Raw genomic sequence first — 12,232 nt, forward strand, 5'->3', positions numbered from 1 at the left:
GGGGATGGTCGCTATCTGACGGGCTATCGACCCCTCCATTGGACTACTCCCCGCGCCCGTGAGGATGGCCGCGAGTGCCAGGTGGGTACCCCGGGTACCCACCTGGCACTCGCACGAGCGGGGATGGTCCCCCGCCGACGCTAGACGGCGCCCCTGAATAGATCTGCTCTCCGCGCCTGCGGGGATGATCCCTACGTCGACCTGGCGGCCCGCCCCCGGGACAACTGCTCCCCGCACCCCCAGGGATGTTCCCAGCTAGGCATCGCCGGTGATGAGTTCTTCGATCTGCTCCCTGCATCCGCGGGGATGGTCCCCTCAACATTTCCCCCGAACCACGGGAGGGTGCGGTGCTCCCCGCCCTGGGCCTCCGACGTCGTCGAAGGACACGTCAACCGGATCAAGATGCTCAAGCGCCAGATGTTGGGCGGAGCTGGCTTCGATCTGCTCCGCAAGTGTGTCCTGGCAGACCAGGCTTAGGCCGCCATGAAGCGGCCCAGCTCACGTGACTTCTGCTGCAGGGTGGCTACCCAAGCACACTCGGAGGAATCCGGGGCCGTCGGGACTTGAACCTCCTTGAGGCCGTCGCCCTCAGCGAAGCCTGCTGGCGGCCAGTTCACTTCGATGCCTGCTCTCTCCGCCAGGACTAGCACCGTGGCGACGAGGCCATCGGACAGGGCAGCCATGACTGCGTGACTCGTTCTCCGGTGCCACGCGAGCAGGGCGTCGACGAACGCTTTGAACGCCACGGGGTCGATCTGGCACTCGTCGGCGTGCATGGGGCCAATTCCGGACGGCAGACCCAGTTCGGCTTGATAGACGCTCACCTGGCTCATGAATAGTCGGGAGGCCCCGTTGGACGGGTTCCATAGGGTCTGGTCGCCCATGTCGTAGTACTGGCTCAATGCAACCTCTCCCTGCTGGCCATACTCACCAACGCAATAAGCACATGACGTTACGGTCAGTCGGCCCTCATCGAAGGTGGGGAGGGCCCGCAGCCCGATATCAGGTGGCAGGCGAAGTTGGTGGCCACCAACCAGCTCACGAAGTGCGCTCCCCGCGCCTGCGGGGATGGTCCCCAACATCCGACGGCCCAACGGGACGTGGATGGGTGCTCCCCGCGCATGCGGGGATGGCCCCCTGTTCAGGTCCATGGCCACGGACCTGAACTTCTGCTCCCCGCCGGGGTGTTCACGAGAGACCCTGGCCAGGGGATTCTGGCGGATTTGGAGATCGCTTCCCGGCTGCTGAGTGATCGTTTCCCATCAGACGTGCCCGAGAGACCGATCACTCCGCTGATCTGGGTTTCTTGTGCTGGTTGGCATTGAAGCGCGCTTTCTTCTGACGATTCCCGCACGTGTTCATGTCACACCATTTGCGGGTGCGTCTTTGGCTGGTGTCGAAGAAGGCAGCTTGGCAGGTTGGTGAGGCACACAGGGCCAATTTTCCGTCTCGTTCGCCTGCGATGATGCTGATCGCGTCGGCGGCGATCACGCTGAGGACATCTTCCACACAGGAAGCCGAGCTGAGCCGCCATCGCCGATTACCCTCGGGCGTCAGGAACGCCGCGGCCCGCCCCTGAGCGCTGCAGTCATTGATGACTTGGACAGCAGACGCAGGGAGAGCGTCCTGGATCGCGACCGCTGTCGCGGCGGCGTGAATCGACTCCCTCAGTTCCCGAGCACGGTCGAGCTGGGCAGTGGTGCAGGAGTCCACGGCAAGGCCGTTCACTCCCAGCCAGTCGACGAGTCGGTGCGGCGTGGGAATGCGCTCCACAGCTTCACCATGACGCTCCGACAGAGTCCCCGTGAAGCTGGTCGCCAGCACGTTGCCGAGGCGGAAGTCAGGGAATCCAGCACGCATGGAACCACCTTAGGTGGTTCCAGTGCGGTTCGGAAAGCTGCTAGAACCACCTTAGCCGGTTCCGCGATGGCCAGGAGGTCTCATGCCCCGTCCCACCAGCGACGTGCAAGCATTTGAAGCCCACGCAACGGACGCCGACCTCGACGATCTGCGCGCGCGACTGGCCGCGGCGCGACTACCGGAGGCCGAGACGGTCTATCGCGCCGCGCCCGGCCCTCGCCGATGGGACCAGGGCGTCCCTCTCGCCGACCTCGTCGACGTCGTGAACTACTGGCGCACCGGGTACAAGTGGCGGTCGTTCGAAGAGCGCCTCAACCGGATCGGCCAGTTCCGCACGACCATTGATGATCTGGGAATCCACTTCCTGCACCGCCGATCCGCGCGCGCAGATGCCACTCCTCTGATCTTGACGCACGGGTGGCCGGACAGCATCGCTCGGTTCGTCGATGTAGTGGACGAGCTGGCAGATCCCAAAGATGCAGACGCGCCGGCGTTCCACGTCGTGGTTCCATCGCTGCCAGGCTTCGGTTACAGCGACAAGCCGGCCACCACCGGGTGGGGAACCGAAAAGATCGCAGCCGCATGGGTGGAGCTGATGGGAAGGCTCGGCTACAGCAAGTTCGCAGCCCACGGCGGCGACTGGGGAGGGAATATCACCACGGTTCTCGGCGGCAGGTTCCCGGCGCACATTCTCGGCATCCACACAACGTTCGCGGAGGGACCGCCCGGGTTGACAACGGACGGGCTGACCGCGGTCGAACGCGAGTGGACCGAGGAAACCCGCGATTTCTGGCGCCACCGCGCGGCGTACGCGAAGCAGCAGGCGACCCGACCGCAGACCATCGGCTACTCGCTCGTCGACTCACCGGTCGGGCTTCTTGCCTGGATCCTTGACAAGTTCGCCGAGTGGTCAGACACCGAAGACAGCCCGTTCGAGACGATTTCCAGAGACAGGGTTCTTGACAACGTCACCCTGTATTGGCTGACACGGACCGGCGCATCGTCGGCCCGCATTTACTACGAAAGCCACAACTCGCTGGACCCCGAACTTCGGGTCGACGTCCCGTCAGCAATCACTATGTATCCCCGCGACGTCGAGAAGTGTCCGCGCGCCTGGGCACAGGAACGGTACCGACAGATCGCCCGATGGAGGGCGCCCGAAACCGGGGGACACTTCCCGTCGCTGGAGGTTCCCGAGTATTTCGTCAAGGACCTGCAAGAAGGCCTCGCGGCAGCGCTGGCCGCTCATCGGTGAACGCGGCTCGACCCGGTTCGGGTTGCCGGGCCGGTGGCAGACGTGCAGGTGAGGGCTGCGGCATTCGCCGCCCGTGCGGGAGGGATTCGAGCCGGGGCCGCTGTCTCCTGCATCGGTGGGGAGGACCTCTGCGATCGGAGCTCGCAGAGGTCCTCTCGACCGTCTCCGCGGCGGCCGGCTCCCCTGCGGACGGCCTGCGTGTAAGGATGCAGGTCACGAAGACTGCTCCCCGCACGCGCGGGGATGGCCCCTGTACGGCGCGGCTCATCGGCCGGCTCCCTTCCTGCTCCCCGCACGCGCGGGGATGGTCCCGCACCGCGGCACATCGCACGCCGTCAGCACCACTGCTCCCGCGGGCGCTAAGCCGGCCTCCCTGCTCCCCGCGCCTGCTGGGACGGTCCCACCATCCAGGCCTGCCGGAGCTGCGCCCGCCAGTGCTCCCCGCCTGCGGGGATGGTCCCTCTCCGTGCTCCAGCAACCCCTCGTCAAACAGCTGCTCCCCGCGCCTGCGGGGATGGTCCCTCGGACGCTAGCTTCTCGGCCAGCTCCCCGAACTGCTCCCCGCACACGCGAGGATGGTCCCGGGGTCAGCCCACTCACGGTGAGTAGGCTGACCTGCTCCCTGCACCCGCGGGGATGGTCCCGACGTGGCCAGCGCACCCCATGCCTCGTCTCCCTGCTCCCGCCCGCGCGGGGATGGTCCCAAGGCTCGCGGCGAGGTGTCGGGAGGACCGCTGCGATCTCGTCCTCGCACTCACAATCTCGACGGCGCTGACCCGGAACGTGGGTTTGCCAGCCGCCTGAGGTGCTGCCGCACGCCGTTGGCCAGGTTTGCGTAGAACGGCACTCGGGGAGCTGCTTGGAGGATTTCTGTGCAGGCGGTCAGCTCGCCGATCCGGCCGGCCGGGGTGTCCAGTTCGTGGGTGAACTCCTTGCGGATGCGCTCGGCGACGTCCGGTACGGGCAGGGAGTGCAGGTAGAGGGTCGCGGCGTCGTAGCCGAGGGGCGCCGTTCCCCACCCTTCCCAGTCCAGAAGGGTCAGGGCAGGGCCGGTGAGGTTGGCCCAGTGGAGGTCGCCGTGGGCCGTGGTCCAGGTGATTTCGCCGGGGGTGATGCCGGTGAACTCCGGTACGCGGCGGCGGATGTACTGCTCGCGAACCGCCTGACGGCCCGTCCGGATGAGCGCGATGTGTGCCAGGGCCTGGTGGAGGCTCTGCCACCAGGTGTCCGGGAGATCTGCGTCGTGGTGGAGTACCGGGCTCCTCGCCACGGGGAGAGTCGTGACGAACTCATAGTGCTCGGCTCGGTAGTCCCAGCCGTCGGCCGACCAGTCGCACAGGCCAAGTAGCCGGGGCCGGGGCACTGCGGGCGGCAGGGACTGTTCCGCCTCCCGTGGGCCTTCCCACAGCTTCCCGCCGCTCTTCCCCTGGGGATCACTCACCAGCCGCAACCACGCCGCACCCGTGAGCGTGCGGACTGCGCGGGACAGGGTCCTTCCCGCGTATCCCCATACTTCTCCGCCCGCGGTGTCGGCGAGGCCCAGCAGGGCGCAGGCGTGGCTGCGGGCGGAGAGCATGCGGTCCCTGACGGCAGGCTCAGGGGCAGTGAACATCCTCGGCTACCTTCTCCGGCTGACGGCGGCGACGCCGGCCTCGACCAGCTCGGAGACCAGGGCTGCGACGTGGCCGACGGGGAGGCCCGAGCTTACCGACAGTTCGCCCAGGGTTGCGGTGGCTCCGTTGAGAAGGAGCTTGATCACGGCGAGGACCGACCTGCTGAACGTCCACTCCTGGCCGCCGGCGCTGAACACGACGTGGCCGTCCCCGTCCACGCCGTACCAGGCTCCGGCAGCGGTGAGCCGTACGCTCAGGCTCTCGTCCGCGGGGATGCCGTCCACGAACGGCAGGGACGGCATGGGCCGGCCGGGGTCGGTGCTGCCCCGGGCGTTGATGAACTCCTCGATCACGCCCTCGTGCAGGCTGTCGGTGAGCTCCTTGCGCAGAGCTTGGAGATATGTGGTCCGTTCGTCCGGCGGGGCGAAGTACGGCAGGTTCGCGCGGACGGTGTTCGAGACCCGCAGCTGGTCTGCGAGCCAGGACAGGAGGTCTGCTCCGGTGGTGGGCTTGAGGCCGCAGATCAGGTGGAGGGACCGGCCCTCGGTGGCGGCAACGGCGTGCCACCACCCGCGGGGCAGATAGAGCATGTCGTCGGCCTGGAGGACGATCTCTGCGACCGGGGCCCCGGTTGGTGGCTCGGGTGCCTCGGTGTCGACGCGCAGTGGGTCGATCCGGGTGGCGCCGTAGATCTTCCACCGCTTGGCGCCTTCGAGTTGGACGACCACCACATCGTGGTCGTCCCAGTGGACGCCGAAGCCTTCCTTCGGAGTCCATGAGGCGTAGAGGTTGACCTGCACGTCGGTGCGGAAGTGCCGCTCCAGCGCGCTTGCGAGGTCTTCGACGCCGGGGTGCAGTGCGTCCACGGCGTCCAGGACGAGCGAGGCGCCGTCCTTGAGCTGGTGGTGCAGGTTGGCGGGCTCGATCCGGTGCCAGATCGTGTGGCGCTTGGACACCACGGGGTGGGCGTAGCTGTGTTGCGGGATCTGGCTGCCGTCGTTGAAGAGCCGCAGCCGTGGGGGTTCGAGGCGGTGCCGGGCGATGATTTGGTTGAGGTCGTCCCACGTGAACATGTCCGAGAAGTCGCCGACGCGTGGCCAGAGGCGATACGTGCGGCCGAACGCCTCGGCGGGGAAGTCCCCGCCGAGGCTCCGGACCGCCGAGGAGATGGCGGTCATCTACGGCTCCGATCAGTCGTTGCCGTCGCCCTTGCCGGTGCCGCCGCCGTCGCTCAGCCGGTCCTGGCTGCGGGCGACCTGCACGGTGCGCTTCGCGAGGATCAGGTCGTTCATCGCGTGTTCCTTTCTCTTCGGTTCTCCCACCGGGATTCCGGCGGGAAGTCTGTGGACGCCTGGGCAGGCGGCGCCGGGTCGGTGTCGGGTGCGGAGACCGGGACTGTCAGGCTGTGGTCGGCGTCCTGCTGCGCGGTCATGGCCAGGAGCGTGAGGGTGGCCGATGCACCCAGCAGCCACAGTCGTCCCAGCCAGGTGTCCGGTCGCGGTTCACCGCTGCGGTGGCGGCCCCTGGCTCCGTGCTCGGACCGCGTCACCTCACGCCCCCTGGTCGTGGTGGATCTGGCGGTGGAGCTGCTGAACGGAGCGGGCCAGTCTCTGCAGGCGATGGGCGGCAGACACCAGCCCGTCGCCAGGCCCGGATCGCAGCTGGATCTGGGCGTTGTCGATCTGGACGTGTTCCCGGTACCAGGCGACCTCGCCAGGGCGGTGCTCCTGTACGTGCCCCTTGGCCTGTTCGACCAGCGGGCCGAGATGCCTCTTGAGGGTGTCGATCAGCCGGAGGACCTCGTCGTACGGGGGAAGGACGATGGTGGAGCGCAGAGCTGCAGCGATGTCCGCCTGGATCTGGTCGATGCCGTCGGTGCCCGCCGGGCGTAGCTGGCCCGGCAGCGGCTGCTGATCGGCACGGGTGGCATCCATGGTGCAACTCCTCGAAGACGGTGGTGGTCATCACCGCCGCCAGGGGCGAGGAGAGGCTGGCCGTACGCGGCCCTGGCGGCTGAGGACGAGTTAACCGCCGGAGGAGCAGGTAGATCCGCAACCGGGTTGTGAGGTAGTAATCCCTTTGCGGGTGGGTCAGTTGACGGCTACGCCCGCGCGGCCGGCGAACGCCCGGACGCCCGGGAGGGTCCGGTCATGCCGGAGCAGGCCGCTGGCCAGGTTCTTTACCGCCCCGCGTCGGAGCTCCTGTGGTGCGGCCCGTTCGGCCGCCAGCAGCGCCCGGTAGCACTGCTCGGGCTTGCCCCACTGGTCGAAGCAACGGGCCACGTCGGTGAAGAAGCGGCCCTGCCGTTCGGCGGTCGGCAGGGCCGCGGGGTTGATGGTCCTGGCCAGGTCGATCGCCTGCCCGGCGTCACCGAGCAGATAGTGGACCGACAGCTGGTGCAGCAGCACCTGCTGGGTACCGGTGTCCGTGCGGGCCTCAGTGCTCGTCCGGCCGGCTTCCGCCGTCTCGGCAGCCTCACCGATCAGTGCGTGCGCGGTGTCCCGGTCGCCCCTTTTCGCTGCCGTGTACGCGGCAGTGGCCAGCAGCGAGCCGTGCGCAGCCAGCCGGGCTGCCTCGGGAGTACGGCGGTCCGCGCGTACGTCCTGAGCAGCCTTGACAGCGATGTCGGTGGCGCGTGCCAGATGGCCTTGGCGGCGCCAGGCACTGGACACCATCCGATGCGCCTCGGCGATCGTCAGGGCGTCCCCTCCGATCCGCGCAGAGGTCAGCGCACGGTCCGCGGTGATCGCCACCAGACCGTCCTCGGCGAGCTTGATGCACAGCCGAGTGGCGATGTTGTAGAGGTCAGCGACAGCGGTGGCCGATGTCTCCGCCGGCTCCAGAGCTTGGGCTTGTGCGATCCGGCCAGGCAGGTTGCGGGCCAGCGTGTCGTACCGGGCGGCCCGGAATTCCTGCCGGGATGCCTTCACTTCGGCAGCGACGCCGGCCGGTGACACCTCACCGCGCTTCGGCACGGTGGCAGTGCCGTAGAGCAGGTGCTCTTCCAGGGGCGCGAGGGTGCTGGCCTCGGCCGGAGAGGCACCGGCCAGGGGAGACGTGAAGACCACCGCCGCAGCGGCCAGAAGTTCGCGGCGTCGCACGGGGTCGTCCCCCTCCTCTGGACCAAGATTGCGAACAACCCTAGCCGAGGCGGCCCGACGCCGAGCCGATACCGACGCTGGTCCAGGCGGCGCGGCAGCGAGAAGATCGGCCAGGGGAACATCCAAGGCATCGGAGATCTGACGCAGGGCACCCAGGCCGTTGACCGGGATGACATCCCGCTCGACCTGAGACACCCAACTCTCCGACCGGTCGATCATCGCAGCCAGGTCCCGTTGCGGCCATCCCTTGCGCCTGCGCGCCTTGACGATCGTCTTACCGAGTGTCAGTCCGCTCCCCGCCACTGGGCACGCCCCCGAAGTCCCGTATCCGCATCGAGTGAGCACGCAACGTTACTGGCGGAGGAGGGCCTTCTGCAGGGGTAAGGCAGCCAAAACAGGGCCATATGCCGACTAGGCCCGCCGGGCTACGCTGGCAACGCGTGCTGCTCCCCCGCCCTGGCCTGGCGCCGGGCGCCGGTTGAGCCGCCGGCCTGCTCCCCGCACGACGACGCCAACGTGATGCAAATGTCGCAACGGTCGGATCGGGGTTGGTGGAAGTGGTTCAGAACCGTGCTGTGCGCGTGCAACGATGCAGGTCACGAAGTCTGCTCCCCGCCCGCGCGGGGATGGTCCCCACCTGCCCGCACGACCTTCGTGACGCCCTCGCTGCTCCCCGCCCGCGCGGGGATGGTCCCGATCCAGGTGTCGTTCAGCGATGCGATGTAGTCTGCTCCCCGCCCGCGCGGGGATGGTCCCCTGCTGGGCAGATTCCTCGTCACGCCGATCTTCTGCTCCCCGCTCCCGCGGGGATGGTCCCTCGCCGTCCTGCTCTGCGCCGTCGGCGTCACCCTGCTCCCCGCACCCTCGGGGATGGTCCCACCTTCGACGGCCGGTACATCAAGCCCGGAGTCTGCTCCCGCACCCGCGGGGGATGGCCCTGCCTCCGCCTCCACCGTCCGATGATGAAACGTCTGCTCTCCGCACCAAGACTGGCACGCTGCGCTGGCTAGCCGTTCTGCTCCCCGCGTGCGGGATGGCCCAGGTTCCCGAGGGTGCCGAGTGCCGACGCCAGCTGCTCCACGCGCCTGCGGGGATGGACCCTCGTGGCGCGACATGTACGGGTTCGGCTTGCTCTGCTCCCCCCACGCGCGGGGATGGTCCCGAGCAGCCCAACTGCCAGTGGCTGCAACACAGCTGCTCCCCGCCAGCGCGGGGATGACCCCTGGAACTTCGACGTGAAGCTGTGTGCCAAGAGCTGCTCCCCGCGCGCCGGCGGGGATGGCCCCGCGTTGAGGATGGTGCGGTCGTCGGCGTCGTTCTGCTCCCCGCATCCGCGGGGGAAGTGCCCTGCTTGGGAGTGTGTAAGCCTGAGCGCGCTCCTGCTCGCCGAGGCCGTGGGTCGCCCGAGCCCCACGCTGGTGGGGTGTGAGAGCGTCCAACTGGACTGGCCAGAGGTGAATGTAAAGGGGCTCTTCCTCGTACGAGGAAGAGCCCCTCTGGCAGAGCGCCCGGCAGGCCTTGCACCTGCATCTCCCACCGGCTGGTGGACGTCTTTCCTTGGACCACAGACGCATGGTTCCGGCCCGAGGACCGAAGTTGCTTCATGATCATACTGCATGGCGCTCCAGCAGGGAGAATCCGCCGTACGCCCCCGCGCAGACCAGGCAACGGGTTTGCTGGTTATGGCGGATCGGTCATAACCAGCAGAAGCACTCCTAGCGCGGTGTTGCTGCGGCAGAGACGGTGGCGATGTGGGCTCGGCAGGTAGAGACCGCCTGGCACACCGGTACCCCGTCCAGAATCAGCCAGGGACCGTCCGCTTGCTCTCCTGCTCCGCACGCGCCGGATGGCTCTGGTGCAACCAGCTGGAGTCGGCCACGGCCACCCAGCGCTGCTCCCGGCCCAGGCGGGGATGGTCCGGCGGTGACCGAGGTCACCGCCCGCAGAGAACTGCTCCCCGCCCGCGCGGGGATGGTCCCTCGATGATGGTCTGGATGGACAGGCCGGTGGTCTGCTCCCCGCCCATGCTGGGGCTGGCCCCTCCCCCGCCGAGGCCTGTCCTGGTGATCTCCCCGTAGGGTGCCTCGACGGTACTTTGACCGGAATCGGGGGGCAACCAGGTGGACGCTGACCTGCGGCGTGCGGCTGTCGTGGCGCTAGGCGAGCTCAGGCGAAGTCATGACTACCGTGACCGGGCGGATGCCGGTCACGGCCTGGCAGCGTTCGCCGAGATGCAGGAAGCCCTCGGGCCGCTGCTGGAGCTCGTGCTCGACCCGGGTGACACCCTCGTCACCCGGCGGACCGCGGAAGCATTGCTGCGGCGAAAAGACAGAGCCGGGCTGACAATAGTCGCGTCCGCACTGGCAGTCGCCAACTCGAACCACAGCGATTGGATCCACACCGCAATCGTCGATGTCTTCAGCATCTTCGGCCTCGGGGAACATCGGTACAGCGGTTATCGGTGAGAACGATCATGGTCGGCTAGCACAGTGATCCACTTCGCCGCTGGGGTTCGGTGAAATGCCTCGCCGCGGACACGTCCGCCACCTGCAACGACTCGGCGTCCCCCGGCACATCATCGAGCAGCAGTGCCGCTACGTGCCCGGCTCCAAGGCCCTCGCCCGGTACCTCGACGACGCGCTGCCCTGGCAGGACAACCCCACCCTCGCCATGCGCCGCCGGGCGGCCACGCGCGCACCGCAGTTGCTCAGGGCTGGGGAGCCTCGCATCCGGACAGGTTCCACGACAGAGAGAGTGAGCAAGATGATCGGCGACGCCACTTACACCGACTTCCTCGGCGGCCGGGTCACGTTCACCCAGACGGCAGCCAACACCGTGCAAATGTCTGGTCAGTTCAACGAGGGCTTCCGACGACCCCGACGCGGACTGCCAGCTCTACGCCGGAGACATGCCGCTGGTGACCCTCGACGGAATCAACCCCCCGGGGACGAAGCCGTTCGAGTATGACTTCCAGGACACGACCATCGATGACTTCACCGTTGCGCGTGATCGGCGACAACCAGGTCATCGGCGTGAGCGACCCGACCACGCCCGTCGACTAAGGGATCCAGTCACGGCTCTCATTCGGTAGGCGTCAGCTGACGGGTGGGCGGCCACGTGTTCTGGAAGTGTCACGGCCGCGTGCCTGGCCTCGTTGGTCAGCTCATGACCGACGCCTCCGATGCCCTGGCCGATGCGCTCCGCCGCGACGCGGCCGCCCTGCTGCAGCAGTACCGCAGCGGGGCGTGGGTGCCCTGCGCCGAGGAGCGGGACCTGGCCAGGATGCAGTGGAACGCTCACAGCCTCCGGGCGAACCTGCGCGAGATTCTGGCCGCTGTGCGTGCTGGGAGGCTGGTTGACGTCCTGGACCCGGCGGTCGCCGTGGCGGAGCAAGCCGGCGCCGCCACGGCCGACGGCACGCTGCTGCAGCTGCGTCGGCTCGTCGACGCCCTCACCGCCCCGCTCAATGTGGTTGGTGAGGGGTCTACTGGTGTGGAGTCAGGCACTGGTGAGGCGGCGGCCGCCGGGGCCGACAGCTGAGGGCTGAGGAAGGACCACAAGTTACCGCCCGTCGCCGAGGGCCTTGTGGTGTCTCAGGGCTTCCCTGTGCTGACTCGGCATGGGCCCGACTGGGTTGGCTAGCGTGTCTGCATGATCAGCATGCAATGGGACGGCCTCACCGACCGCGAGCGCTTCAACGAGCGGTACCGAGAGGAGCGGGACCGGTTCTCGGACACGGCCCGGGACGCCGACTGGAACGGCTTGTTCGAAGAGTTGGAGAGGAATCCGCACTGGGCCAATCTCCCCCGGCCCGGGAACCGCAGCGGCTTCGCCCCGCTACATCAGGCGGCCTGGCACGGCGCGGACTTCGCTGTCGTCTCCCGGCTGCTCGCGCACGGCGCCTGGCGCACGCAGCGCACCCGAGACGGGCGGCGCGCCGTGGACATCGCTCGGGAACAAGGCCGCACACACCTGCTGGAACTCCTGGAGCCGGTCGTGGTGCGGCGGTTCCCCTCCCCTCCGGAGATGCTGGAGTACCACTTCCATTCGCTGCTGCGGGAGAAGACCGGCCGCTGCTTCGAGGAGACCGAACACCTGCTGCCGCCGTTGGCTCCACTGATGGAGGGACCGGCCGTGGAGATCGTCTTCCCGGTGGTCGGCATGATGGGCGGCTTTACCTACCGCCTTGAGAAGGGCTGTGTGAAGGTGCACGCCCACTCGCGGATGGACTCCGACGACGGGGATTACTATCGGGTGACCCCTGAGGGCTGGTCCAAGGTCGAACGCTCCCGCATCCCGCCGCCTCCCCAGCCCGCCCCGCAGCACCCCGCGTCCTGACCGGCGGACGGGCACAGATGACGCTCGCCCACCGCCGCTCGTTCCGCTGCGACAACGACCCGAAC

General features: G+C 68.1%; 10 protein-coding genes and 1 CRISPR repeat array. Of the genes, 4 read left to right on the forward strand and 6 right to left on the reverse strand.

The annotated features are described in order from the left end of the window. Positions 1–473: 473 nt before the first annotated feature. Together STRTU_RS08020 and STRTU_RS08025 are read right to left on the reverse strand one after the other, a co-directional pair. Positions 474–902, reverse strand: coding sequence for a DUF6086 family protein (locus tag STRTU_RS08020; protein WP_159742911.1), 429 nt, complete (start codon positions 900–902; stop codon positions 474–476). A 382-nt stretch (positions 903–1,284) separates the two neighbouring features. After that, positions 1,285–1,860, reverse strand: a complete 576-nt coding sequence (locus STRTU_RS08025) for a CGNR zinc finger domain-containing protein (RefSeq protein ID WP_159742912.1) — start codon at positions 1,858–1,860, stop codon at positions 1,285–1,287. Positions 1,861–1,942: 82 nt separating this feature from the next. Between STRTU_RS08025 and STRTU_RS08030 the strand changes: the two genes are divergently transcribed. Further along, a complete protein-coding gene (locus STRTU_RS08030) occupies positions 1,943–3,115 on the forward strand; it encodes an epoxide hydrolase family protein (protein WP_159742913.1) in 1,173 nt (390 codons plus the stop codon). Between the two features lie 754 nt (positions 3,116–3,869). Here the strand turns inward: STRTU_RS08030 and STRTU_RS08035 are convergent. The 4 genes from STRTU_RS08035 to STRTU_RS08050 all read right to left on the reverse strand — a co-directional run bounded on the left by STRTU_RS08035 (position 3,870) and on the right by STRTU_RS08050 (position 7,829). Next, positions 3,870–4,727, reverse strand: a complete 858-nt coding sequence (locus tag STRTU_RS08035; RefSeq protein WP_159742914.1) for a hypothetical protein — start codon at positions 4,725–4,727, stop codon at positions 3,870–3,872. A gap of 6 nt (positions 4,728–4,733) precedes the next feature. Further along, a complete protein-coding gene (locus STRTU_RS08040; RefSeq protein ID WP_159742915.1) occupies positions 4,734–5,906 on the reverse strand; it encodes a cupin domain-containing protein in 1,173 nt (390 codons plus the stop codon). Between the two features lie 372 nt (positions 5,907–6,278). Further along, positions 6,279–6,662 carry a DUF6415 family natural product biosynthesis protein gene (locus STRTU_RS08045; RefSeq protein ID WP_159742916.1) on the reverse strand — a complete coding sequence of 128 codons (384 nt, stop codon included), beginning with the start codon at positions 6,660–6,662 and terminating at the stop codon, positions 6,279–6,281. Between the two features lie 156 nt (positions 6,663–6,818). Further along, a complete protein-coding gene (locus STRTU_RS08050; RefSeq protein ID WP_246240241.1) occupies positions 6,819–7,829 on the reverse strand; it encodes an XRE family transcriptional regulator in 1,011 nt (336 codons plus the stop codon). Between the two features lie 605 nt (positions 7,830–8,434). Then, a CRISPR array of direct repeats spans positions 8,435–8,708; the repeat unit is 29 nt; unit sequence CTGCTCCCCGCCCGCGCGGGGATGGTCCC. Between the two features lie 1,241 nt (positions 8,709–9,949). On the opposite strand from STRTU_RS08050, the gene STRTU_RS08055 reads away from it, so the two are divergent. The 3 genes from STRTU_RS08055 (at position 9,950) to STRTU_RS08065 (ending at position 12,167) form a co-directional block, all read left to right on the forward strand. Next, positions 9,950–10,294, forward strand: a complete 345-nt coding sequence (locus STRTU_RS08055) for a hypothetical protein (protein WP_174878828.1) — start codon at positions 9,950–9,952, stop codon at positions 10,292–10,294. A gap of 700 nt (positions 10,295–10,994) precedes the next feature. Continuing rightward, positions 10,995–11,369, forward strand: a complete 375-nt coding sequence (locus tag STRTU_RS08060) for an arginase family protein (RefSeq protein ID WP_159742918.1) — start codon at positions 10,995–10,997, stop codon at positions 11,367–11,369. 111 nt (positions 11,370–11,480) lie between these two features. Further along, complete coding sequence (locus STRTU_RS08065; RefSeq protein WP_159742919.1) at positions 11,481–12,167, forward strand: ankyrin repeat domain-containing protein; 687 nt, start codon at positions 11,481–11,483, stop codon at positions 12,165–12,167. Positions 12,168–12,232: the final 65 nt, after the last annotated feature.

This window comes from Streptomyces tubercidicus (assembly GCF_027497495.1).
Taxonomy (GTDB): domain Bacteria; phylum Actinomycetota; class Actinomycetes; order Streptomycetales; family Streptomycetaceae; genus Streptomyces; species Streptomyces tubercidicus.

Excerpts from the sequence above, each read along its gene's own strand:
- STRTU_RS08045 (WP_159742916.1), bottom strand. The coding sequence starts at position 6,662 with ATGGATGCCACCCGTGCCGATCAGCAGCCGCTGCCGGGCCAGCTACGC.
- STRTU_RS08035 (WP_159742914.1), bottom strand. The coding sequence starts at position 4,727 with ATGTTCACTGCCCCTGAGCCTGCCGTCAGGGACCGCATGCTCTCCGCC.
- STRTU_RS08030 (WP_159742913.1), top strand. The coding sequence starts at position 1,943 with ATGCCCCGTCCCACCAGCGACGTGCAAGCATTTGAAGCCCACGCAACG.
- STRTU_RS08025 (WP_159742912.1), bottom strand. The coding sequence starts at position 1,860 with ATGCGTGCTGGATTCCCTGACTTCCGCCTCGGCAACGTGCTGGCGACC.
- STRTU_RS08060 (WP_159742918.1), top strand. The coding sequence starts at position 10,995 with ATGACCGACGCCTCCGATGCCCTGGCCGATGCGCTCCGCCGCGACGCG.
- STRTU_RS08065 (WP_159742919.1), top strand. The coding sequence starts at position 11,481 with ATGATCAGCATGCAATGGGACGGCCTCACCGACCGCGAGCGCTTCAAC.
- STRTU_RS08040 (WP_159742915.1), bottom strand. The coding sequence starts at position 5,906 with ATGACCGCCATCTCCTCGGCGGTCCGGAGCCTCGGCGGGGACTTCCCC.